Annotated in this window: 20 protein-coding genes; 8 read left to right on the top strand and 12 right to left on the bottom strand. The window is 49.5% G+C overall.

Annotated features, from left to right (window positions below; translation table 11 throughout):
* Positions 1–306: 306 nt before the first annotated feature.
* On the top strand, positions 307–1,065 hold the full coding sequence (locus L0665_RS03665; RefSeq protein WP_274924352.1) for a dienelactone hydrolase family protein: 759 nt from the start codon (positions 307–309) through the stop codon (positions 1,063–1,065).
* Positions 1,066–1,266: 201 nt separating this feature from the next.
* On the opposite strand, the gene L0665_RS03660 is transcribed toward L0665_RS03665, so the two are convergent.
* The 11 genes from L0665_RS03660 to hcp form a co-directional block, all read right to left on the bottom strand.
* Positions 1,267–2,460, bottom strand: a complete 1,194-nt coding sequence (locus tag L0665_RS03660) for an Lcl C-terminal domain-containing protein (protein WP_274924351.1) — start codon at positions 2,458–2,460, stop codon at positions 1,267–1,269.
* 15 nt (positions 2,461–2,475) lie between these two features.
* Positions 2,476–3,786 carry an Lcl C-terminal domain-containing protein gene (locus L0665_RS03655; RefSeq protein WP_274924350.1) on the bottom strand — a complete coding sequence of 437 codons (1,311 nt, stop codon included), beginning with the start codon at positions 3,784–3,786 and terminating at the stop codon, positions 2,476–2,478.
* A gap of 597 nt (positions 3,787–4,383) precedes the next feature.
* Positions 4,384–5,922, bottom strand: coding sequence for an Lcl C-terminal domain-containing protein (locus tag L0665_RS03650; protein ID WP_274924349.1), 1,539 nt, complete (start codon positions 5,920–5,922; stop codon positions 4,384–4,386).
* Entirely contained in the window at positions 5,919–6,209 is a 291-nt protein-coding gene (locus L0665_RS03645; protein ID WP_274924348.1) for a hypothetical protein, read from the bottom strand. The genes L0665_RS03650 and L0665_RS03645 overlap by 4 nt, the downstream gene beginning before the upstream one ends.
* A 436-nt stretch (positions 6,210–6,645) precedes the next feature.
* On the bottom strand, positions 6,646–7,152 hold the full coding sequence (locus L0665_RS03640) for a carbohydrate-binding domain-containing protein (protein ID WP_274924347.1): 507 nt from the start codon (positions 7,150–7,152) through the stop codon (positions 6,646–6,648).
* Between the two features lie 51 nt (positions 7,153–7,203).
* Positions 7,204–7,818 (bottom strand): DUF4956 domain-containing protein, encoded by a 615-nt coding sequence (locus L0665_RS03635; RefSeq protein WP_274924346.1) that lies wholly within the window; start codon positions 7,816–7,818, stop codon positions 7,204–7,206.
* Positions 7,812–8,606 carry a polyphosphate polymerase domain-containing protein gene (locus tag L0665_RS03630; RefSeq protein WP_274924345.1) on the bottom strand — a complete coding sequence of 265 codons (795 nt, stop codon included), beginning with the start codon at positions 8,604–8,606 and terminating at the stop codon, positions 7,812–7,814. The genes L0665_RS03635 and L0665_RS03630 overlap by 7 nt, the downstream gene beginning before the upstream one ends.
* A complete protein-coding gene (locus L0665_RS03625) occupies positions 8,606–10,486 on the bottom strand; it encodes a CotH kinase family protein (RefSeq protein WP_274924344.1) in 1,881 nt (626 codons plus the stop codon). The genes L0665_RS03630 and L0665_RS03625 overlap by 1 nt, the downstream gene beginning before the upstream one ends.
* 752 nt (positions 10,487–11,238) lie before the next feature.
* A complete protein-coding gene (locus L0665_RS03620) occupies positions 11,239–11,634 on the bottom strand; it encodes a hypothetical protein (protein WP_274924343.1) in 396 nt (131 codons plus the stop codon).
* 82 nt (positions 11,635–11,716) lie between these two features.
* Positions 11,717–13,507 carry a cache domain-containing protein gene (locus L0665_RS03615; RefSeq protein WP_274924342.1) on the bottom strand — a complete coding sequence of 597 codons (1,791 nt, stop codon included), beginning with the start codon at positions 13,505–13,507 and terminating at the stop codon, positions 11,717–11,719.
* Positions 13,508–13,690: 183 nt separating this feature from the next.
* Positions 13,691–15,310 carry a hydroxylamine reductase gene (gene hcp / locus L0665_RS03610; RefSeq protein WP_274925713.1) on the bottom strand — a complete coding sequence of 540 codons (1,620 nt, stop codon included), beginning with the start codon at positions 15,308–15,310 and terminating at the stop codon, positions 13,691–13,693.
* Positions 15,311–15,396: 86 nt separating this feature from the next.
* On the opposite strand from hcp, the gene L0665_RS03605 reads away from it, so the two are divergent.
* The 3 genes from L0665_RS03605 (at position 15,397) to uvsE (ending at position 17,457) form a co-directional block, all read left to right on the top strand.
* A complete protein-coding gene (locus L0665_RS03605; protein ID WP_274924341.1) occupies positions 15,397–15,756 on the top strand; it encodes a winged helix-turn-helix transcriptional regulator in 360 nt (119 codons plus the stop codon).
* Positions 15,757–16,079: 323 nt separating this feature from the next.
* The gene (locus L0665_RS03600; protein ID WP_274924340.1) at positions 16,080–16,481 is read left to right on the top strand and encodes a SpoIIAA family protein; all 402 of its coding nucleotides are present in this window, start codon (positions 16,080–16,082) and stop codon (positions 16,479–16,481) included.
* Positions 16,482–16,557: 76 nt separating this feature from the next.
* Positions 16,558–17,457 (top strand): UV DNA damage repair endonuclease UvsE, encoded by a 900-nt coding sequence (uvsE, locus tag L0665_RS03595; RefSeq protein ID WP_274924339.1) that lies wholly within the window; start codon positions 16,558–16,560, stop codon positions 17,455–17,457.
* Between the two features lie 37 nt (positions 17,458–17,494).
* On the opposite strand, the gene L0665_RS03590 is transcribed toward uvsE, so the two are convergent.
* Positions 17,495–18,853: a deoxyribodipyrimidine photo-lyase gene (locus L0665_RS03590; RefSeq protein ID WP_274924338.1), complete on the bottom strand. Its 1,359-nt coding sequence runs from the start codon at positions 18,851–18,853 to the stop codon at positions 17,495–17,497.
* Between the two features lie 652 nt (positions 18,854–19,505).
* On the opposite strand from L0665_RS03590, the gene L0665_RS03585 reads away from it, so the two are divergent.
* The 4 genes from L0665_RS03585 (at position 19,506) to L0665_RS03570 (ending at position 25,091) form a co-directional block, all read left to right on the top strand.
* Entirely contained in the window at positions 19,506–20,579 is a 1,074-nt protein-coding gene (locus L0665_RS03585; RefSeq protein WP_274924337.1) for an ABC transporter substrate-binding protein, read from the top strand.
* A gap of 353 nt (positions 20,580–20,932) precedes the next feature.
* A complete protein-coding gene (locus tag L0665_RS03580) occupies positions 20,933–22,822 on the top strand; it encodes a PAS domain-containing protein (protein WP_274924336.1) in 1,890 nt (629 codons plus the stop codon).
* 287 nt (positions 22,823–23,109) lie between these two features.
* Entirely contained in the window at positions 23,110–23,595 is a 486-nt protein-coding gene (locus L0665_RS03575; RefSeq protein ID WP_274924335.1) for a HEAT repeat domain-containing protein, read from the top strand.
* A 263-nt stretch (positions 23,596–23,858) separates the two neighbouring features.
* Complete coding sequence (locus tag L0665_RS03570; protein WP_274924334.1) at positions 23,859–25,091, top strand: META domain-containing protein; 1,233 nt, start codon at positions 23,859–23,861, stop codon at positions 25,089–25,091.
* Positions 25,092–25,178: the final 87 nt, after the last annotated feature.

Genomic DNA, 25,178 nt, shown 5'->3' with positions numbered 1-25,178 from the left:
TCCTGAGGAATGGGCATCTGTCTTCACGTGTTCTTTCCTGATAATGATGTGCGCATATCGTGTCACAAAGATGCCTGTTCCTGTGTAAATCAAAGATTAAATGAACTATGAAAAGAGTTTATCCCCGGATTTTCATCCGGCATGTACTCCCTCTCATCCAGAACCACCGGAATGACGGTTTTTTCACTGATAGTTTTGCAGTATGTTTTCTTTGTCTCAATAATCAGAGCAGAAAATGGGTATCTCCGTCACAAGATATATATCCGGAGACAAAGAATGAGGACGCATCCCCCCTTGGAGGGAAATATGAAATATATCATTATTTTTGGCACAATTGTGCTTTTGGCCTGCATAGCTGGCTGCGTTGATTCCAATGGAACTGCCAATGGCGCCATGCCGGAAGGTGCATCGATGAATATCACCAGCGGTGGTCAGAGTTTCCCCGCCTATTTTGCGGCACCGGGGGGTAGTGGGCCATATCCGGGTGTGGTGCTGATACATTCGTTCAACGGACTCGAACCCGGATATGAGAGTCTGGTGGAACAGTTTGCAGCGGAGGGATTTGTGGTCATCGCCCCTGAATGGCAGACGTTTGAAAAATCCCCGTCAGACGATGTGGTTGAGATGCTTATCCGTGATTCTGTTGCCTATCTTGGTACCCGAAGTGATGTAGATATGGCCCGTCTCGGTCTGACCGGGTTCTGCGCCGGTGGCCGGTATACCATGCTGTTTTTGCCGCAGATTGAAGAGTTTAAGTCTGGTGTTGCCTGGTATGGGTTCCCGTATTACGGCGGATTCAACAACGAAACTCTTCCCGCCAGTCTTGTAGGGGATATCGCTGACCCTCTCCTTATCATTCATGGGACACGTGACACACCGAGTCCTGTTGCTGACATCTACCGGTATGTGACTGAACTCGATGAGGCGGATGCATACTTTGAACTAAAGGTCTACCAGGGTGAACTGCATGGGTTTATGATTGTAGACGGGATGCTCTCGGAGAGTTTTGTTGCACAGGATGCATACCGGGAGATGGTGAGTTTCTTTACCCGGACTTTGGGGTGATCTGCTTACCAGTCATCATTGGTTTCCAAAAAAAGTCAGAAGATGACTGTTAATCACTCCTTTTTTCCTGTGTTTTGGTTTTGGTTTTGGTTCATTTAGGAGAGGAGAATAAAGAGATTTCATGGTTTTTCTCCTCCTCATTTTCGTTCGTTCAGAAGCTGGATTTGATTGGTATTTCCAGACTGTGCGAATAAATTTTCATCATCCCCGCACGCAGAGGACGTAGTTGTAATAGCGTTCGCCACCTTCGCCTAACGGGCCGTCCTCAACTTTGGTGTCGAATCTCACGGCACCGGCCCCGTGGAAGTCAGCGCCGTCATTGCCAACCGACGATCCAAAGGCCACATACCAGGCGTAATAATACTCCGGACTGTTTTTGCCAAAGTAGGCGCTGGTACTGGTCCAGTAGTAACCGTAGTCAGGGGTGTAGTCTGTTGTTCCTGATGGGAGTTCTGTTATCTCAAAGAAGTCTGTATCAATTGCAGGGCCTACATTTGCCGCATCACTGGCGCTGGGTGCGTGCGTGTAGTCGACGATACTCTGGAGCTCTTTTACATTGGGCAGGCGCCAGTCGTCATACCCGGCCAGCGTCATATTTTCGGCATATGTAAGGGCGTTATCCCAGTCCATACCGGTGCCGCTGCCGGTATTTTGCCACATAAGGCCCGTTGCACTGTCAGTAACCGTGCCGTCGCCATTGTCTGTGAAATCATTCACACCGTATATGTCTCCACGAACGGCCCGGACATAGTTACCCATGCGGCCGGAGACTTTTGCCGGATATGCTTTGATATGCCCTGTGCCGTGATTAACACCGAACGCTGCATCTGAGCCGCCCTCTACTGTTGTGCCGACATATTTTTCAGTCCAGTACTGTTCATCCTTGCTGACGCTCCCTGTTTCGGCCAGGTCAAAGTATGTCGTGTCCAGATAGGGCCACCCTTCAGAGAAATCGCTGATGGAAAAGAGCTCTTTTGTTGTGGGCATACGCCAGTCGTCGTATCCGCCCAGTTCCAGGGATTCACAGTATTCATATGCTTCTTCATAGCTCAGGCCGGAGGTATCAGGTGTCTTCTGCCATGTCAGTCCGGTGACTTCGTCATAGACAGTAAGGCTGTCACTGCTTACCGTGTATGACGGCTGGTTGCCTGAAAACTGTGCGTCCTGACCGTAGAATGCCTGTCCTTCCTCCGGACAGGTGATCTCGTCTTCGTTATTGTAACAATTTACCTGGCCGGTATCGACGATGGGGTAGAGTTCCATCACGCCGGACGTTGCCTCAGGTGAAGCTGTTGTCTCTGTTTCTCCCGTCTCTGTCTGTGTCGTGCAGCCGGCAAAAAGAGCGGTGATTGCGATCACCGCTATAATTCCAATGGTGAGTATCTGTTTTTTCATGTGTTTCTCCTTTCATCACCGCACGAGGCGGACAAAGTTATCAATCCTGATGGCATCACCCTGGGGGCCATTCCCTTCGGGATAGTCTGATGCGTTTCCTGCTTTTAAATCGCTCTTTTGTGCTCCTGCGCCGTGAACATCCTGCCAAACGCCTTCCATATATCCCATCGACCTGCCGAAAGAGACATAGGATGCAGCGCTGCCAATTCCGTTCGATGATGCATGTGTTGTTGAAGACCAGAAGTACGGGTAATCTGATTCTCCTGCCTCGTTTGTAATCCCGGTGCATTCAAATACCGGGTCAATTGCAGCAGAGTCCGAGGTGTCAGGAGAGCGTGTATAGTCAACGATACTCTGCAGTTCCTTGACATTCGGGAGACGCCAGTCGCTGTATCCGAGGTAATTCTCCGCGTTCTTTGCCTGCACCCATGCGAGAGCCTCCTCCCAGTTCACACCGGTGCCGCTGTCAGACTGTGACCACATAAGGTCGGTTGCACTGTCAGTGACCGTGCCGTCACCGTTATCTGAGAAGTCGTTTATCCCGTAATCCTGATTGCCCCTGACACAGGTGACGAAGAATGTCTTCTCCCTGCCACCGGGCATGGAAAAGCCATACCCTTTGATTCTGCCATCGGCAAAATTCACCCCGAAGAGTAAACTGTCCTCATATACATACAGAGTGTCTGATGCGTACTGCGAGTCAATGATGCGCTCGCCTGCATCCGTGTCTCCATATGCGAAACTGAAATAATCGGTGTCAATAAATGGAGTCAGGTCCGAGGCCAAAACCCCTTCGCTGGGATCAGTCCCGCTAAACATAATCAGTGAATATTGTTCCTTTATGGTCGGGAGGCGCCAGTCACTGTATCCGCCATACTTTTCTGCATTGAGTGTGCCCGGACGTTCCTGTGCTTCGGAGAATGTGAGTTTATCGTCCGGAAGGATTTCACCATCGCGATTGGTGTCAGGAGTTTTCTGCCAGGTCAGTCCTGTTACTTCGTCATAGACCGTAAGGCCGTCATCTGAAATGGTGTATGCCGGCTGATTGCCTGAAAACTGTGCGTCCTCTCCATAGAATGCCTCCCCTTCAGCGGGGCAGTCCATTACTTCTTCGTTGTTGTAACAGTTCACCTGGCCGGTGTCAACAATCGGGTATGAGACAGCCCTTGTTGTTGTGGCCGGTGTGCCTGTGCTTTCAGTAACCGGTGTGGGTGTCTCCTCTCCGGAAACTGCACCGGAGTCATCTGTCTGTGATACACATCCGGCAAAGAGGACCATGATGGCCATTGCCGCAATGAGTGCAATAATCCCTTTAAGATATTTCATCTGTTTCTTCTCCGTATAGAGCCGTTTATTTTCGATGTTCTATAAATTTTGGATGAATTAATTGTATCGGTGCCAATTATTCAGGGTTTATTCTGATAAGGCTTGTCAGTGCTACGGTAGCACAGAGATCGGGGATTATCCGGAAGATTTTGGTATGTCCGGGAAATCTACAAAAGGGAGATGATAATCGGGTTTGATATGACAGCATAGACGCCAGGGGCAGAGATTACTGCAATTAGTCCGGGGGTTATGGATTCTTAATCTTCCTGTATATCTCTGTGTGAATGGCAAAGAGCAGGATTGTGAGGCCGAAATTTTTAAATGATACCAGTATTTTCAGGTTATATTCTCTTCATCAGCCGTTATTTTTCATGATTTTTCCGGCCTGTCTTTCATCTTCATGTGGCACTTCCGGCCGGAATTACAACCTCTGAAATAATAATCAAAAAAAGGATGCTGTCATTTTTTATCCGGCCGTTCTTTCCTGAGTCTATTTTCCCTCTTCCTCAGTCCGGACTCCTTTCACGAGAATGGTATAAAGAGAGTGAGAGTCCGGAATGAACCCCGGGATTTTCTCATTCATTTATTTTGATAATTCTATTTCTGCTCTTCTACTGCGGAGGTTTCCAGTGCGTCCAGTAGCTCTGCTTCCGTGACGCCAAGGGCAACAGCTGCGGCGGCAAAATCAGGGGTAATCTGGCCGGGTTCTCCCATTGCGGCCAGAAGTGCATCTTCTGTCACTCCTAACTGTTCCGCAGCGGCAGCCATGTCGGGCATTTCCTGCTCATCTCCGGAACCATTGCCTCTGTTTCCCATGCCTGTGTCGCCTTCCTCAAATACAACAACCCGATCAGTATTGATGGTGGTTGGATCTCCATCCGGCGTTTCGGTCACATCACCACCGCGTACCAGGCGCACATAGTGGTAAAAAACCTCAATACCCGAACCATCGGAGACCTCTTCTGCTTTTGTGTCAAAAACAACTGCGCCTGCACCATGCAGGTCGTAGCCGTCCATGTCCGGGCAATAGCCGGAAGCAAGAGTCCAGGCATATGTGTAGCCGGGCTCGTAATCTGATTCTACGGTGTCGCCAGCCTCTTCATGATATGCTTCAACATAGGGATTGGACGTACTCGACCAGTAAAACGGATACGTGGTCTGCGTGCCTATCTCCTCACCAGTGTCAGGATCATACACTACATTCGTGAGCTCTGTAAGATGGAACACGCCTGAATCTGTGGCCGGGAAGACACCGGAGTAATCCGCAATGCTCTGCAATTCCTTGATATTGGGCAGACGCCAGTCATCGTAACCGGCAGTTGTGGCTCTTTCGGCATATGCAAGAGCCGCCTCCCAGTTTATTGCCTCGCCGTTGTCGTCCTGCGACCATATCAGACCGGTGGCTTCATCGGTTACGGTGCCATCGCCGTTGTCAACAAAGTCGTTAATGCCGTAGGTTGTAACACCGCGGACAGCCCGTACGAATCTGTTCCCGCTCATCGCTTTGATGTGTCCGGTCCAGTCGTTGACAATCCATGCGGGATTACCTTCCACCTGCTGGTTTTGATATTCGCTTACGACCAGGTAGGGATTACTCGTCCATGAATGATGCTGAGCCATTTCTGAACCATCACCAACCAGGTAAAAGTAGTCGGTATCGACCCATGGCCAGCCCTGTGAAAAGTCCCGTATTGACCACAACTCTTTCACCGTAGGCAGGCGCCAGTCGTCATAGCCAGCGAGTTCCAGGTCTTCGCAGTATTTCCCTGCATCTTCCCAGCTCATCGATGCGTCTGACACGTCCTGTGCCCAGATAAGACCCGTCACATCGTCGGTGACGGTGCCGTCCCCGTTGTCGGTGTAGCTGGGAGTAATTCCTGTGTATTGTGCATCCTGTCCGTAAAACGCAACACCCTCCGCAGGGCCGTCTATGAGTTCGCTATTGCTGTAGCAGGTACCCTGGTTTGTATCAACAATCGGGTATGATAGTCCTGTTGCCGCTGTGATGCTCCCGGTACCCGGTTCAGCAGTTGCCTGCCCACTACCTGTGTCATCTGTCTGCGATACACATCCGGCAAAGAGGGCCATGATGGCCATTGCCGCAATAAGTGCAATAATTCCTGTGTGATATTTCATATGCTTCTCCTCTGTTTTGCGTTGCAGGTTGCAGTGTGGATTAGTACATTTAGGGGTTTAATTATTTCGAAGTCAATTCTATATTGCTGATTTTGATGAAAATAATCCGTGCCGCTGAAGAGTATCAGGGAATATTGTTCCCTGACTGAGGGCAGACCACCAGTCGCTGTATATCCCCCGTAGTTTTCTGGATTGAGTGTGGGGGGGAGCTCTTGTAGGGTTGCTGATGCCGTCTTCCCGGTATCCGTCTGTATCGTACATCCGGCAAACAGGGCGGTGATAATCATCACCACAAAGATTCAGATGGGAAGTGATAGTTTTTTCATGGCGTTCTTCCGTGTCCTCTTTATCCGGCTGCCCGTTTCACCCGTTCATCTGTTTTCTTTGGTTTTGAAGTGCAGAGAGACTCAGGGAGCAGTATTGAGGTTTTAAAGACGCCGTGGGACAATAATGTTTGCTGCATGCCTGCACCGGGTGAGAGAGAGATCTCATTTTGGTGTGTGATATTTTTGATAGATGTCCATATCAGAGGTTTTGGCTCAGTTTAAGAGGGAGGGGGGAATATTCCCTTTCCCTGCCGTTTGTTCTTTCCCGGCATATGGGACAAAATATTGTATCGTGTGTCCCTCTTATCGTGACCTTTTGCCGGGGAATCCGCCGCCGAAAGCACCTGCAGTGGATGATCCCGCGTATGGTACGACACCTGAGATATTGTAACGCTCGTTACCCTGGAGCCGGGAGTATATGTTCCACCGGAGTATACAGGCCGTATGTGGCCGTACCGGTTGAACTTCCTCCTGAGTATACATCATACGGTATTCCCTCTTTTAGTTCAGATGAACAGAACACAACTGACTGATATGCCTTGGTCGGGACAACGGTGAGAATCTCTTCTCCGTCTTCGGTATCTACGCATATCTGCCCGTCATTCAGGGTTCCGTATATGTTGTATATTCCGGCAGATGTAATGGTGATAGTCGTGCCGTTAACCGTTGCACCGCTGCCGTCGAAGGCGATTGAATCGCCTTCCAGAATAACAGGGGATATCTCAGTCCCGTTCGTGCCCGAATCCAGATCATATGCATCATATTCAGCGGAAACCGGAATGTAGGGGGTTTCTGAATAAACCCGGAAATCAGAACCCGTTTGAGCATATGCAGTCATTGAGGTCTCTGAACAGATTGTGTTGAATATGGTGCCAACGGTAACAATGAGCATAATTGACAGCATTATACCCACTAGTATTGCAATGATATTTTTCATAGCAATGTATCATTTCCATTATTTTCTTTGGATTCGTGGTCCTGATTTGTCTGGTTCTTCCCGATAGTAGATTCGTCCATTCACCGTATCACGCAGATAATCGATCTTGCCAATCTCAAAGCGTACGACATCAAGGCCGGTTCTCTCCCGGATATCAGCGAGCATTTCTTCCCTGTTATCCGGATGCACCAGATCAATTTTTTCGTACACAATATCTCTGCTGCGCATCTGGCTGGTAAATCCCCAGCCTTTCTCAAGAGCCCAAATGACTCCGGTGATAAGCACATTGGTGAGGACCATCTCTTCATACTGGCCGCTGCTGATAAGTATCGAGTTCAGGACGGGGAGAGCGACCATGAGAAAGAGATACGTCATCTCATGAATCGGGACCGTCTCTGTTCTGTAGCGCAGCACCGAGAAGAGGGCAAACAGCCCGAAACCGGCCCCGATGGAGAGTTCAATGCTGGTGAAAAGCCCCATTATGAAGTATATCACCGTGTTGAAGGCGAGGAACGTGAAGAGGTAGGTGTGCTCACTCTGCCGCGGGAAGTAGACGAAGCGTATGATGATGAACGCAAACAGGAAATTAATGAAGAACCCCAGGACAAAGATGAGATTTGTATCACTCAGCATGTGCTGTTCCCTCCTCTGGAGAGTTTATCGAGGAGAAGCAGGTTTTTCTTGAAACGGTTATGCTTCACTTCTGTTTTGGTAAGAGATATTCCGGTGCAGTACTTTGAAAAGCTCGTATTTCTAATTCCCATTGTATGCAGCACCGCACCCGCAGGGGACTCACGCAGCGGGCAGTTGTGTTTTATCTCTCCCACAACAACATCCGGATAGGAATATTCACATTCATCGGTGTGGAATGAGAGGTTTACGTCAAACGTGATGCGCTCAGGATGGTTCCGTGCGACAAGGGCGACTCTCGTGTAGTCGGTCGTAAGAACCGGGTGGAATGCCCGGTAGTCATACGGAAACGCGGATGTAAGGAATGCCTCCGGGGTTGGTTCTGATAATGCCGCGTCATTTGCCACCTGGATACGCTTCTTTGTTGTGCGCCCGGTGTTCCATTTCTCCTTGATTTCAAGATAGGAATCCCCTGATGAGAGGTAGTGCCGGACCCGCAGTTTGAAACGGTTTGCCTTTCCGTTGTGGTGCTGGAGATAGGTCAGGAATGAATCGGTATCATAATATTCGGTTGAATACCCGCTCATTCTGGAATTGTTCACTTCAAGCACCCGGTATGAACCGGAAAGGGAGGTGAGAAGTTCAGAGAACTGGTCCCGTGTCATCAGGAATTTTCGCTCCTTTCTGTTGAGAAGCTGGGCATCTGAGTTCTTCAGTTCTTCAAGGGTAATTCCTTCAAATCGTTCGAGCTCTGCCGGGAGACTGCAAAGAGCGGTGTGGGATGTCTTCATTATGAAGACCCCCCTGTCTGTGTGGAAAGATACGTCATTACCGCATCATACCGGCTATTTACATGTTCGATGAGCTCACTCTCGGAGGCATCAAACTCTGCCGTGCTCTTCAGATTGGTATATCCATCCGTTTCTCCCTCTGCTCCGGTGACATAGGGGCTGATGAGATCGTGGTTAAACTGGTAGACTTCTTCCATTGCTTCCGGTTCAAAGACCGTTGTGACAACGTCTTCAAGGTCATCCTGGTACATCTCATGATACACGGGGTCGTCCATCAGGTAGCGAATAAGAGGCCAGGAATCGTCAACCTCATCCAGACTAAGCGAGAGTGGTGTTCCCATCTGGCCACCGCCGTTCTGCATCCTGCCGTTATTCTCTGTTTCTTCTAATGGCGGGGCCATCCGCTGACCGCCCATGACTCCATCCTCTTCCATGAGAGGCATGGTGTCCTCACCCTCAGCCCATTCAGGCGGCTGCATATCTCCTCCGAAATCCGGGATGCCGGTCGTTGTCTGCCCGTCATTCTCTGTCTCTCCTAATGGCGGGGCCATCCGCTGACCGCCCATGACTCCATCCTCTTCCATGAGAGGCATGGTGTCCTCACCCTCAGCCCATTCAGGCGGCTGCATATCTCCTCCGAAATCCGGGATGCCGGTCATTGTCTGCCCGTCAATCGGCCTTTCCATTGGTTGCCCGCCTGCGGTATCTGCATTCTTTCCTGCAGAGATTGCCTCGTTGTTGTCCCAGGGAATCCAGGTAATTGTCCCGTCCGATGGACTGGTGTAGAGATAGTAATTCTTGCTCGCGATTCCATAGGAGTCCCAGTTCTGGATTGCGGTATTCACGGCGAGCCATTGGATGAATCCGTCAACGTTGAAGACCTCCTCCAGATTTTCTCTCCATTCTTCGGGGTCTGTTGTCCGTGTGTCGTCATTGAGAACGGTATACAATGCCTCCACATCACTCCAGTTCCCATCGTCTTCGTTTGTCTTCTTCTCGAAACATTCAGTGTCAAAGGTGCCTTCTGCAAATGTTGCTCCGGTTCCCTCGGGCTTGTACACATTTCCGGAATCGTCAGTAAAGGCAGTCTCAATAAGGGTATCTTCAACACTCTCGATCATGGTATACAGGCCAAAGTATACCGGCCCCTCTCCGTAATCGACATACACCCGGTAAAACGCCGTGTCAGGTGCGGCAACTCCTGCATCACTGAATATTTCCGGGGCGATTTTATCCCTCATCAGTGATTCGTCCCCGTATCCGCTCTTCAGGTTCAGTTCGTCAAATCCATAGAATCGCTGATTTTTGATGTCGGGATTTTCATCTTCGAATTTATCAAAATTCAGTTTCAGTGAAATTTTATACGAACCGTCCGTCCAGGTATTTCCCAGGGTTGACTGCCCCTTGAACCGGATGCCGACATCGGTCCATTCTGTATCGTTAAAGATGATGTCTGAAGGAACGGTGACCGGAGTAAAATCAAAGTCTTCCCCTGGATTGCCTCCACCTCCGCCTCTCATTGCTCTGGCCTGTTCTGTCGTTGATCCGCCAAATTCTCCGAATTCTGCTGACATATCATCAAGCATAATCTGCCAGTTTTCCGGCGTTATGTCAATGGTTATTTCATTCACCTCGTCATCGGGGAATACGACAGAATAGTTTGGGTCTGCGTCGTTTCCGTGCGTTTCTTCTGTCCAGTCTGCTGACCGGTTTACTCCGGTGGTACCCTGGGGTGTTTCATCGGTGTCTCCGACAGTGGTGCATCCGCATGCAAGCAGGCATAACACCGTGCAGGTGCACGCCGCTAAAACGGATAATAGCCGTTTTTTCCTGCCATTTTTATCCGTTGATTTTTTGATTTTCTGTATTGGTATGTTCATAGTGTGTTCCTCTGGTATTCCGGCATCGCCGTTTCCGGGGAGTATTTCACCACAGAAAAATGGTGGAATTTCCTGGAATTGAGCCGGTTTTTGGTTGAAAATGATTGTCCGACAGATTTGTCATTCCGTTGATTATGCATCCACATCTCAGTCGGATGACTTTGCCTCGTTAATTGTTTAAAAAAGGCTGAGATGTTGGATATGCGAATCATCGGTATTTTCCCTGAATGAGTTTCCGGAGTCATCCCACGGTTTGTTCAGATGTCGTTGTGGGTAACTGGTGAAATAAAGGAGGTATGGGATATTTTCCGGCATACCGGAATATTCCTGATTCCCGGGAAAGGACATCTGCTTTTGGGGGGATTGGTTCTGGCTTGGTGTGGTATTATGATCATCATGAACATCAGCAGGTTTTTTCCCAGGTGGGTGCTATCAGGGATTTTTGGTATACTCAGGTATTGGTATTTCACCATTCATCTGATGCCCGCAGAGTCTGAATGTAGGGTAAATCCCTGTCAAAATCTTCGGGACACCAATCCGGAGCCCCTTTCGGGGCCTGACATTTTTCTGTCTTTGAATACATCTTCACTCGGTTGATCACTCCTCTCTCGTTGTCGGGTGTGGGACCGGCTGCCTGAGGCGCCCCCAGCTCCCTTTCCATACATCAGTCCGGTGGGGTATAAATGATCAAAATAGGTATTTTTGCATAGAATAACCAGAGAGTTGCATACATCAGAAAATGTGCGTCAATCCTACCCGCCTGAACCGGATATCCTGACCACATCCGCGATGGTAAGGGTCCGGATATTCTCCCCTTCAAAAACAATGACTTCTCCTTTGAGTGTGCAGAATGCGTCGCCTGGCGTGACGGTGACAATCAGTCCTTTTTCTTCTTCCCAGACTGACAGGTGTGCCGGACAAACGATGCCGTTTATCAGTAACGGTCTCTTTTCTTCTGGTGAATCACGTATTTTTGTGCCGGAAAAAACGGGTTGTGGCATAATGTCTGTCAGGGCAGTTGTGAGTGCCTTCCTTCCCTGCTCGTATTCTGCATCGACGATGAAGCATCCTCCACCACTGTTTGCGAGAGCGGCGATCACCCGGGCAAGATCCGAGGGATGTGCCGGGATGGGGATTGACATGTCCATTGAGAGATACATGGACAGGAGGGTGAATATATTTTTCCCGATGGTCCCGGGTTTGTGTGATAAAAAAGAGATGGTATGTTTCTCAGACGCCTGCCGGGGAACTCTCATCCACAATAACGGAGACTGGAATCCCGGCACCTATCCACCAGTCATCGTCTACCGGGAGGATGTAGTCAAGACGCTGTCCTTCTCCCTGTGGGGTGTAGATGAGGTAACCGCCGCCGTTCTCGGCCATTTTTGCTCCATCGGTGACATATGGGACGCCATACTCGCCGATACTGTCGGTGAGGTCGGTGCCTTCTGCATCAGGGCGGGTGGAGCCTGCCAGAAGAATGCCGTCCTTTGAAAAGGCATAGACCGGATGGGGGGTGTCAGCAAAGTATCCGGCCGGGTCACGGAAGGTGGTGAGTGCTGCATCCTTCCCCATACTCTGTGCATAATCCTGTGCTTCTTTGACAAATCCGGTCAGGCCGGTGATGACGGGAAGAGGATCGCCGGTCGCGGGGTCCACAAGATCTGCAAGATAGACACCTGAACCTACCCACCAGTCGTCCCCCGCCTTTTTTACATACCCGAGTTTGGGTGAAAGCGTGAAGTTGTCGGCCGGGTCCTGGTACATGAACAAGAAGTATCCATCGCCCTCTGCCGCTGTATCACAGAGTCCCTTCACGAGAAGGAGGCCGTTTGGGTCGGTGGCGTTCAGCCGTGATGTTCCGACCTTCTGGGGGTGAATGGGGTGGGCGAGTGTTACCCCGTTGAAGTCCTCGACATAGAGGTAGAGGTTTCCATCTACAAATGCGCCGTTTTTGTCACCGAAGTCCGTGAGGGCCTGTTCTTTTCCTACGGTATCGGCGTGGTCACAGGCTCCCGTCACAAAGTCCACCACATCGGCAAGAGTTCTTCCTTTGGGAGATTCGGTTGTGGATTCATCATCTCCAAAGATGTCACTGATATATAGGCCTGATCCAACCCACCAGTTGTCATCCACTGGCAGAACATAGCCGAGTTTCAGTTCAGATGCTCCGCCTTTTGCCGGGTTTTCCCAGCCGAAAACAACAAATCCTCCGCCATTTATAGCGGTCTCTGCACAGGTCTGGATGACCGGTACACCATATGGGCCAACATATCCGGAAAGGTCAGTCCCAATCATTCCCGGTGCAAGATATGGGTGGGCAACAAGGGTGCCATTGTAGTCGTAGGCATAGAGATAGAGGTTTCCGTCGGTAAAGAGACCGTCCTGTTTATCTATCTCTGTAAGTGCGGCAGGAGTGCCGTTCTCATGGGCGTAGGTGACCGCTGATTCGGTAAGGGCGGTCATTTCTGCGATTTTTGCGGGCAGAACACCTGTTGTGGCGTCGGTGTAGTCAGAGAGATAGATGCCTGAGCCTACCCACCAGGTGTCGTCCACCTGCTCGACATATCCCAGTTTAACCTCGTAGAGATTTTTCATATCTTCATCAATATTCAGTTCCTCTCCGGGTGTTGGGTACATGTAGACGATGTATCCGCTTCCGTCCTGTGCGGCGTCACTCGCTGCCTCAACAAAGTGGAGACCGTTTGCTGTGGTCCAGTTCGTCCGGTCAGTTCCTACCTTATCAGGTTGGAAGGGATGGGCGATGAGGGTGCCATTGAAGTCATAGGCATAGATGTAGAGGTTCTCTTTTACATATGGCCCGTTTGGATCAGAAAATGCCGCAAGTGCCTCGTCTTTATCGACGGTTTTGGCATACGTTGCTGCGGTATGGACATATTCTTCCAGCTGGTCCCCGGTAATTGCTGTTGAGGGGGGCTCTTCTGCGGTTATGCACCCTGCGCAACAGAGCATGACGGTAATGGCGGTGATTGTTATGAAGAGAGAAAAGGACCGTTTCATGCAATAAAATTGATTTGATGAGGTTTGAGGCTTTTCAATATGTCCTTTCTCTCCGGAAAGTCACTGTCCATGCATCCGCTCAGTAATTTCGGTGCGGGAAAAAAGATATTTTGGAGGGATTGGGTGCATTTGAGGTTATTTCTGTTCGTCCTCTTTGTATTAGCGGTGTGGAGGGGACTGGTTTTACGCCATCAGCTTCAGGTCTTCTTCGACTGTGGTGTTTGCCCGGATGCCGAAGTTTTCAACGAGCACATTCAGGACAGCGGGTGAGATGAACGCGGGGAGCTTTGGCCCGAGGGTGATGTTTTGCACTCCGAGGTGCAGGAGGGAGAGAAGCACAAGGACGGCCTTCTGTTCATACCATGCGATGTTGTATGACACCGGCAGGCTGTTCAGATCGGTTTCGAAGGCTTCTGCAAGTGCCTGTGCAATGAGGACAAGCGAGTAGCAGTCATTGCACTGTCCTGCATCGATGACACGGGGAATGCCGCCGATAGTGCCGAGGTCAAGGTTGTTGTAACGGTACTTGGCACATCCGGCGGTGAGGATAACAACATCCTTCGGGAGTGCCTTTGCAAATTCTGTATAGTATTCCCGTTCCTTCTGACGTCCGTCACAGCCGGCCATGACCACAAACTTCCTTATTTGGCCCTGTTTGACTGCATCAACGACAGCATCTGCGATGGAGAGCACTGCATGATGGGCGCATCCGATGGTGAGTGTATCCGTGTAGCCGTCTGCCTTCACACTGATATCCGTTGGAGGAGTGCAGGTCTTTGCATGGGCAATCAGGGCTGAGAAGTCTTTCATTCCTTCTTTTGCCTCGGGGATGTGGGTGACACCGGTAAATCCGGTGGGCCCGGTGGTGTACACGCGGTCAATGTATGATTCTGCGGGTGGGACGAGGCAGTTTGTTGTCACAAGGATGGGGCCGTTGAAGCTTTCGAACTCCTTCTTCTGGTGTGGCCATGAACCGCCGTAGTTGCCGATGAGGTGCGGGTATTTCTTCAGCACCGGGTAGGCGTGTGCCGGGAGCATCTCCCCGTGGGTGTATACGTCCACACCGGTGCCTTCGGTCTGGATGAGGAGTTCATCGAGGTCTTTTAAATCGTGGCCGGTGATAAGAATACCGGGATTCGTGCCGGGGGCGGTGGCAACCGGTGTGATCTCGGGGTTGCCATATGCGGTAGTGTTTGCGGTGTCGAGATTTTCGAGCACTTTCACACCGATTTCACCGCATTTCAGGACTATTGCAACCATTTCATCGACGGAGAGGTCGGTGAGTGTTGACGCGAGCGCTTCTTCCATAAACCGGGTGACACCGTCATTCTGGTAGCCGAGGGCAACAACGTGATAGTAGTAGGCACCGACGCCTTTCAGCCCGTAGACGAGCAGTTCACGCAGGGACCGGACGTCCTCGTTTTCGGTTGCGAGGACACCGGTTTCGGTGCCTTTCTGAATGGCATCAGCAATTGTTTTCGGTCTCCATGTGCAGGCATCGTGGGTGCAGCCCTCCGTGGGAAGTGAGTCGCGGATGGCAATTGCGTCTGTAATAAGCCCGTAGAGGCGCTCATTGTCAAAGTTCACGTTAGTGAGTGCGGCAAAGAGGGACTCTGCGATGAGGGGCCCTGCTGCCTGGTTATCTTTGCCTGTTTTTCGTGCTTCGATATTTCTCAGGGACAATCCCTTGATGCTATATATAAGGCAGTCCTGGAGTGCTGCAGTTGACTCTTCCTTGCCGCAGACGCCCTTCACGGTGCATCCGCATCCCTTTGCGGCTTCTTCACATTGATAACAGAACATTGTCTTTGTCTCCATTGTATATTTTTGATACAAGCTATCTATTTGATACTTAGTTATAAATACCAGAGAGTTTCTCATAATATACCATGCATCCGGACTGCACGGTCTATAAGACGGCACAATATCTGACGAAAAAATGGGCTCTTCTGGTGCTCTTTGAACTCTATAAGGGAGATGACTATACAAGACGATTCTCTGAATTAAAGGATTCTCTTGGAGTAATTACGTCAAAAGTTCTTTCCCAGCGGTTGCGGGAACTCGAAGAGGAAGGGCTTGTGGGGAGACGGGTTGATGCCGAGCACTTCCCGATAAAAAGTGAGTATTTCCTCACCGAGGCGGGACTTGGCCTGATTGATGTCATAAAACATCTCAAGCAGTGGGCACTGACCTATAAGATTGACAACATCGACTGCCAGTGTCAGAATTGCCGGGACTGTATACTATGATTGTCCGTGTTTCCGGTTCTACTGGAATTGAAAATGACCATTCACCATTCTGAATATTTTTTATGTGCAGGTAAACCGGTTCCGGGAATCGGGACTGCACGATGCCGTTGATACCCTGTGGGGCAAATCTTTTAATAATTCTGATTACATTTTACCCCGTATCAAATCTTTCTGCATTACAGAGGTATGGAAGAAGAGGGTACTGTCTGAGTAGTAAGAATACCCCCTCGTAGGTGGGTATAAAGTGGACGGTGGTGTCTGTATATCCTTTTCCGGACCTCTCACGCAGTCTGCCAGTACCTTTGGATGAGGGGTGAAGATAAATGATCGAATTACTGCCTGAAAGCCGTGGATGTCTGGTTGGATTCCAGTTCGTCGGCGAAATAACGAGTGAAGATTATACTGAGGATTTCATGCCGGCACTGCGGCGTGCGATTGAAAATTTTGGAGTGGTCCGTCTGTTTGTTGATATCTCCGATCTTCAGAGTGAGGGTGTCGGGGCAATGGACGATGACGTGAGGGGGGATTCACGAGTACTGTATATCGAGCGTCAGGCCATCGTTGGTGATGAGGAATGGGAGAGAAAACTGAACTATGTGGACCATTTCTTCATCTTCCCGAACAGTGATCTCCGTTTCTTCCGGAAAAACTGTGAGCAGGATGCATGGGACTGGATCCGCGAAGGAATGCCACAGATAAGAAGGATGCAGGCGGCGTTTCAATAATCCTGCAATTCCGGTGAACCGGAGCGGCTATCCGGGGTGAGGCACGAGCATTCCTCTGACTATCTGAGGGTGGACAATGAAAATAGGGTATCCATGTATCAACCAGTCGCTCCCCTGCCGGAGCAGCCGGACATTCCGTCTCCGTTCATACTCCGATGAGCGGCTGCTTACAACCGTGGAAGGAAACCTCCACTGCCTCGGTGAAATTCTTCGTTACAATACCTCTAACGGAATTCTTTTCTTCCGTATCACTTCAGATCTCGTTCCTTTCGCTTCCCACCCTGTCTGCACGGCCGACTGGCAGGAGAACTTCCGGGAGCATTTCTCCGCTCTTGGGACTTTTATTCGTGATAACGGGATGCGGATATCGATGCACCCGGACCAGTTTATTCTCCTCAATGCAAAAGATCCGGACATCCTTGATCGGAGCATAGCAGAACTTGCCTATCATGCTGAGGTTCTGGATCTCCTTGGTCTTGATATGTCTGCAAAAATTCAGCTCCATGTCGGCGGCGTCTACGGCGACCGGGAAGCGAGCATCGTCCGGTTCATTGACCGATACCTTTGCCTCGACGAATTGATTCTTCGTCGTCTTGTGATAGAGAATGATGACCACCGGTACACGGCCAGAGATTGTCTTCGTGTCCATGCAGAAACGGGGATACCGGTCATCTTCGATACGTTGCATCACCGGGTGAATTCCGTATCCAATGAACCGGTGGTGGAAATATATCCGGACGTTGCCGCAACGTGGGACCCACGTGATGGCATCCCGATGGTCGATTACAGCACGCAGGACCCGGACGGCCGGCCGGGAAAGCATGCGGCAACGATTGATATTCCGGATTTTCTTGGGTTTACCGAAGATATTCGTTCCTTTGACGTTGATATTATGCTTGAGATAAAGGATAAGGAGATGAGTGCTCTAAAGGCCATTGCGGCACTGGAATCTGACACACGTCTCGTCCGGCGGTGAGAGCGCCTGTCTCTCTTTCACCAGTCTGTGCCGGGAATTATCCTTCTGTGTATTGGTCAGCAAACCGGGCCGCATACCGGTCGGCATCGAACTTTCGGCGGAGTCCATCGGCGTTCATGTAGCGCACCTTCCCGAATACCGACCGCTCTTTCCATGCCCGATCGTGCTTACCGAAACACCATGCAATGCCGGCATAACTGTTCGGGTCACGTCCGTCCAGTTCATAGCGGTTGTTCAGAGTGAGGAGAGTATGATACGCCTCATCAGGCGTTCGTGACCATTCGATGACCTTTTTTCCCCAGTACATTCGCATATAACCGTGCATCTTGCCGGTCACGCACATCTCATTTTGTGCGGCGTTCCAGTATGGGTCATGGGTCTTTGCCTCCTCCAGTTCCCGGAGCGAATATTCGTATTCCCGCAGGTCGCCCGTGTGTTCTGCAAGTGTCTTTTTGGCCCAGTCGGGGAGGCATGCGGGAGATGCGTAATCAGGATTGTAGTGCACAAAGTTCATCGAGAGTTCCCGGCGGACAATCATCTCCTCCAGATATGCAGCCGCGTTTTCCCCGTTCCCGACCCCATTCCCTCCTGCCGCCCTGACCCGAAGTGCGACTTCGAGAGGGGAAATTTGCCCGAAGTGGAGATAGGGACTCAAACAGGAGAGGGCATCTGCGTTCGGGTCATTACGTTCTTCTGCATAGCGGCTGATTTTCTTCTTCATAAACAGATCGAGGAGGCGGTGGGCTTCGGAGAGTCCCCCGGTGAATGTGGCAGGTCCGGCGTCGTCAAGTGGGTTGAGATAACGGATAATTTCATCGGGATTGCCTAAAGGGAGTGATGTATACTCCTCTGTTCTCACCCCGACCTTCACCTCCGGTGACGGTGACTGCGCAGGAAAGTGGTCAAGGTGAGGGGTGATCCTCCGCCTGAAAGTCGCTGCCGACCATTCCTCTTTTCCGGATGCAATCTCAACCGGAACGATGACATCGCCTTCGACCTCGATGAACGGCACATCCAGTCGTTCGGCGAGGAGGGCACGTTCTTCTTTTTGCCCACGAAGATATCCCTTGTCGGTGACTACCATAGACGCATCCTCCGCAAGAGCGGTCACCACTTCATGAGGTGGGCCGTTTTTGAGCAGAAAGGGGATGCCCTGTTTTGCCAGTAGCTGTCGGGTTTCGAGAAGTCCTTCCAGCATGAACCTGAGGTGACGACTCTCTCGTCCCTCTCCCTTTGGGTCAAGGCAAAAACAGACGAAGAGGGGTTTTTTGAGCTGGTTTGCTTCACGGATTGCCGCATCCAGCGCCGGATTTCCCCGGGCCCGCTGGGAGGCTTGCATCCAGTAGAGGACATGGTCCCCCTGCCTGGTAGTATCGTGCGTGAGACGGCGTTCCATGAGGTATTCTCAGGTGGGAAGAAGATATAAGCGCTGGGGAGGATGGTGGTGTGAGGGGTGCAGATACTGGTGGTACCGCTAATATGTGTGCCTTCCCTCTGGGGGTGAGGGTTTATGTCCTCGTTTTCTCGTCTAAAATGCCTTGGATTGGGTATTTTTCCGGTCGTTTTTGATTGCCTGAGATTGAGCTAATAATATGCAATTTTACTGGAAATAAATGATTTTCCGCGACCGTTGTTGGCCCGGTACCGGAGCATTTTTTCAAAGGATGTATTGGTCCACCGAACGGGATATCTGGTCGTATGGAGCGCCTGTGGCGGTCATCATTCAGTCAGTTTTCACGAAAATCAGGTATTTAGTGATTGTTTATCTACAGCATAGGTCTGTTTGCACGCTGTTGTCTGTCACTGCCACATTGGTGGACATGAATATTCAGGTGAAGCTGAATGTGGAGATATCTGCGGAATGAATTTAGATAAAGGAGTTTCCTTCTGTCTCAATATTCCTGAGAAAGTGGATGGCGTGGGATGATCTAAATCAAATAAAAACAGTTAACATTTTCAAATATGTACGAAATATATTGGACTGATCCCGTGGAATTTCATACAGAATAGGATGTTCATTCATGTTCATCCGTTACAGAGCGTTTTGCATGACCCGACTAATAAATATTCTTGGTATTGGCCTCCTTCTTATTGCCTGTGTAATGGGTGCCGCATGCACCACACAGTCCGCACCACTGGAGGAGTCCCCTGGTAGTATAGAGACCGTAGATATGCTTGAACAGACTGTGGCCGTCCCGGTTCCTGCTGACATTGATGGTGTTCTCTCCACAGCACCGCATGTGAGTATGATCATTTACATGATCGCACCGGACACGCTCCTTGGATGGAACTTCCCACCGGAAGATGAATACATATCTGAAAAGTATGCAGCCCTCCCCAATGTCGGCGGCTGGTATGGAAACATAGCAGGCAACTATGAGAGTTTCATCGCAATGAATCCGGATGTGGTCTTTGAAGGGTTCAATTCGAAAGGAGATCCAGCGGCATCCATCGAAGAGCGGCAGGCGAACATGGGTAAAATCCCCGTCGTTGGTGTGGAGAACACCATTGACGCCCTTGCATATGATGCACCCATAACCTACGTCGGAAGTGTCCTTTGGGCAGAAGAGGAGGCAGCTTCACTCAATGAATTCTATGCACGGGTGCTTGCACTCACTGAAGAAGCGACCGGCACCATTCCCGATGACGAGAAACGAACCGTCTACTATGCAAACGGCCCCACCGGCCTGAAAACCTCTCCATCAGGATCTCAGCACAGCCAGCTCATTGATATCTGCAACGGGGTAAATGTCGCTGAGTGCCCGACAAAGGCTGTGATGGGTCAGACCGAGGTGTCAATGGAACAGGTTGTGGAATGGAATCCGGATGTCATCGTCTGTGATGACAAAGGTTTCTATGACGGTGTCTATGACGACCCAAAGTGGGAATCTGTCACAGCGGTGAAAAACAGTGATGTGCACTACATCCCGTCGTCACCTTATTGCTGGTTTGACGCCCCGCCCAGCACAAACACCATCATCGGCATCCCATGGGTTGCCACTGTCATCTATCCCGACCAGTGCGGTAATATCGATATGGCGAGCCTGACGAAGGAGTTCTATGCGAAATTCTATCACTATGACCTGACCGATGACGAGGTTCAGCAGTTGCTGAACCCCTGAACACTCGTTTTCTGATTTTGTTTTGAATTTTTGAGATGTCTGCGATAGAAAATGGTCTTGTTTTTTTTCATGAATTTGATCACTCTCTGAGTCCTGAAAGTGGCCGTGTTTTTACGACATCCGCCTTCTCCAGCCACCCACGACGGGCCACCGCGATATCCAACTCCAGATTCCTGTGATGGTTGGTACGGAGAGAATCAGTCCCGATTTCATTGCCTCATTCCAACGATATCTTATATATCGGATGCCCTTAATCCTGGTCACGTTGGCATGTGGAATGCAGTTCCTGCCAATATTATCTCCATATTGGCATATGTTATTTATATGGTGGTAACCCAAGACAGCCCTTTATCATGGAACAGGAACATGGTTCCAATGACCGTATCCTGAAAAATCTACGATTCCACCCAAAGGGAATGACCATCACAGAGATTTCAAAACAGACCCATCTCACCCGGAATTCTGTCTCAAAACATCTCGAAGTGTTGCGGATAGGAGGTCATGTTGATATGCGTGTTGTTGGGAATGCGAAGGTCTATTCGCTCGCACAGCGTGTCCCGATGTCGGCATTTCTCTGTTTCACGAGAAACCTGATTGTGGTTCTCGACAGGTATGGCACTATCGTGCAAATAAACGAGCAGTTCCTTAATTTCGCTGGATTGAAGAAAGATGAAATTGTCGGGGAGAATATCCGTGATGTATCAATTCCCATTGTTTCAGAGGCGAAAATGATAGCGCTCATTGAGAGTGTAGAAAAGGAACAGTTCGCAACTGATGTCAGGTATACGCATAATAATGTGGATTTTTTCTATCAGATGCAGGTGATACCTACGGTTTTTGAGGATGGTGGACAGGGCCATACCATTGTTCTGGAAGACATCACTGATAAAAGACGGTACATGTGGAACATGGAGTTCCTCGCAAGAACAGCAATGGAGTTTGTGGCCATCCCGAAGGAAACAGATATCTATCAGCGCATTGCTGAATTAATCCTCGAATTTGTCCCCGAAGGGCAGGTATTTGTCAGTTCCTACGATGAAACAAGGCAAAAATATGTAATTCGTGCAGTTATGGATCAGGATTTTCGTGACTCACTCATAGCTATTTCCGGGCGGGATATAGTTGGTATGGAGATTTCTCTTGATGAGGTATTTTCCTCGCCTTTTTTCGAAAACTATGGTGAAATGAAGAGTGGAATCCGTGAAATCTATCTGTCTGAAAAATCTGCTGATGGCTCGCTCTCATTTTATGACTTTGCCTTTCAGCAGATACCCGAAAAGATCTGTGAAGAGATAGCAGTTACATGGAATATTGGGAAAGCATATATGGCCTTTCTCACATGGAATGAAGAGCTCTTTGGCGATGTTGGGATATTACTGTCGGCAGATGGTAAAATTGATAGCACCAAGGCACTTGATTCCTTTATCAGGCTGGCATCTATTGCGATTAGTAAACGGATGACTGAAGAACAGCTCCGCCGGAGCAACAGGAGATTCAGGGAAGTGGTGGAATATTCTCCGTTCCCTGCTGCAATCATTGATTCTGATGGGAGGTATACCTTCATTAACCAGAAATTCACTGAAATTTTCGGGTACACATTAGCTGATATACCCACCGGCAGGAAATGGTTTGAAAAAGCCTTTCCTGATCCGGAAATGCGGAAAAAAGTGATTAAAACCTGGGAGGCGGATCTTAAAAATGCCGGTGTCAGTCAGGTCCGTCCGCGGACGTTTCCGGTAATGTGCAAAAACGGTGAGATGAAGATAATCCAGTTTTGGCCGGTGCAACTCTGTGAAAATGTACAATACATCACGTATGAGGATATTTCCGAATTAAGGCAGGTGCATCAGATTATTCTTTCTGAAATTGCTGAACTGATGGATGTAAGAGAAGATCTATGGATCAGGAATCAGGCACTTGCCTCTTTGGAAACAGCCATTGCAATTGTGGATATGAATGGGCTTTTGAAATATGTAAATCCGGCATTTGTGTCTCTGTGGGGTTATGATTCTCCGGAAGAAGTCAGAGGTACATTTATTTCAGATTTTCTGGGAAGCGGTGCGGCTGCAATGGATTTTGTTCCGATGCTGGATCAGAATGAACAATGGTCAGGTCTAATGACAGGATTCAGGAAAAATAAGTCCCCGTTTACCGTGCAGGTGCATGTCACCGGAATTGCTGATACAGAAGGTCAGGTGGTGGGTTTGATGGTATCCTTTTCTGGAGAGGTTTTGCTTACATAGGGGGAAACTGTGTCATTCTTTTTCTCTTTTGTATATGTTCATCCCGATTTTGTGAGAATTGATGAGCAATATACTTCGAATGAATGAATGAATGAATGTACCGCTGGATGTTACGAATGCCTGCACACATGTCAGAGTGATGTGAATTATTTTTTGTGCCCTGCTAAAAATTGTAATATAGATATGTATGCGTAGCAGAATTGCGATACCATTCTGCATGCATTTTTGCTTTGTAAATTATTATTTAAACCGGGTTCCATATGGCTGATTGTAGGGAGGAGGAAGAGATGTCTGAAGAAGTTCAGAAAGAAACCGGGAACCGTGTCTCCCAACTGACGGATGTACTGTTGGGAAATGACACCTATCGCAGCCTGCAGGCAATGGATTCCCTGAGTGAAATAGGAATGCCCGCAGTTGCACCCCTGATGGAACTGCTTACAACCGGGAATAACAATGTCCGCTGGAGGTCAGCAATGGCACTGGCACGAGTGGGCACGCACTCAGTTGAACCGCTCATTGAAGTTGCAACCACCAGGGATGAATCAATCAGAAACCCTGCAATATGGGCGCTTGCTGAGATTGGAACCCCCAAGGCGGTTGAACCGTTAGTCAGTATAATGCAGAAGGAGGAGTCTGAATGCTGCCGCATTCTGACTGCTGCAGCGCTTCTCAAGATCAATGATCCTGCCGGTATTGACGCGGTGAACCGGGAGTACGAACGGTTCGGTGAGGAATTCCGTGGCAGAGTGACAGAAGCCTTCGTCGGGTCCTGATGGAATTATTTCAATACTTTTTTGCAGGTATTAGCCCGTCATCAATCTGCATGGGGATTATCTGATTTTGACCATTGGTATTCTGTCTGTTCCTGTTCTTCATTTCAGGTGACAACTGTGGTTTCATTCAATGCCCTGTGGTTGTTTTGGTGAATAAATGGGGCCATTGTGGCATTATTTTTAAAAATAAGTCGGTTTTTGACTTCCAATTTATTCGTAGTCAAAGGTTTGCTTATCTATTCTCATTGACAATTAGATTGTGTATGGCAATGAAAACCGACCGGAAAACAGGCATTTCAATTCTGATTGGAACCGCTCTTGTGCTGGGAATATGCCTATTCTCTGCCGGGTGCCTTTCCACATCCCCCGACACGGATGGTGGGGCCCTTGATGGAACAGATACCAAAACTGACCGTGCACCGCTACTAAACGGAACCGACTGGCAACTTAAATCCTATGGCAACGGGACAAATGAAATGGTATCTGTCATCGAAGGCTCGGAAATTACCCTGACGTTCGATGAAGATGGTGGTATCGCAGGCTCTGCCGGTGTTAACCGATATTTCGCATCCTATGAAGCGAGGGGCGATGCTCTCTCATTCGGACTCATCGGGAGCACCATGATGGCTGGCCCTGAAGATGCAATGATGCAGGAGAGCAAATATCTGAAACTGCTCAACGAAACCGCTTCATTCACAATTGAGGATGATGAACTAAAACTCTATGATTCAGACGGAACTGTCCTTCTCGTCTTTGAGAAAATTCCGCCAGTCACCGCTGAATCCCTGAAGGGTAAGGAATGGGTGCTTACCTCATACAACAATGGCAATGAAGCAATCGTCTCCGTCATCGCAGGGACGGAAATAACCCTTGACTTCGATGAAGAAGGGCGTATCGCAGGCTCTGCCGGTGTTAACCGATATTTCGCATCCTATGAAGCGGGTGGCGATGCACTTACATTTGGTGTGACCGGGAGCACCATGATGGCGGGCCCTGAAGATGCAATGATGCAGGAGACGACCTACCTGAAACTGCTCAATGAAACTGCCTCATTCAGTGGTGTTGGAGATGAACTGAAACTCTACGATTCAGACAAAACCGTCCTGCTGGTCTTTAAAAGGGCCGTGCCACCGGCATCGGAGTCCCTGACCGGAACCACATGGGTGCTTGACTCGTACAACAATGACAATGAAGCAATCGTCTCTGTCATCGCAGGAACAAAAGTCACCCTGACCCTTGATGAAGACGGTGGAATCGCAGGCTCTGCAGGGTGCAACAATTACTTCGCATCCTACGAAACCGATGGCGATGCACTCACCTTTGGACCGGTTGGTTCAACAGAGATGTTCTGTGATGAACCTGAAGGGACAATGGCGCAGGAGACGATTTACCTGAAACTCCTGAACACGGCAGCAGGCTACGAAATTGAGGGAGACACTCTGGCCGTGCAGGACTCAACAGATACGACCATTCTGACATTCACCGCAGCAGAGTAAGAATTCGGGACACAAACCAAATTTACATCCGCATATTTTTTTTGATTTTGACAAAGCGCAACCGGAACATGAATCGTTGTGGTCATC

This window comes from Methanogenium marinum (assembly GCF_028912405.1).
Taxonomy (GTDB): domain Archaea; phylum Halobacteriota; class Methanomicrobia; order Methanomicrobiales; family Methanomicrobiaceae; genus Methanogenium; species Methanogenium marinum.
Note: the sequence above shows the minus strand (reverse complement) of the source record. Positions and strands in the feature narration are given on the sequence as shown.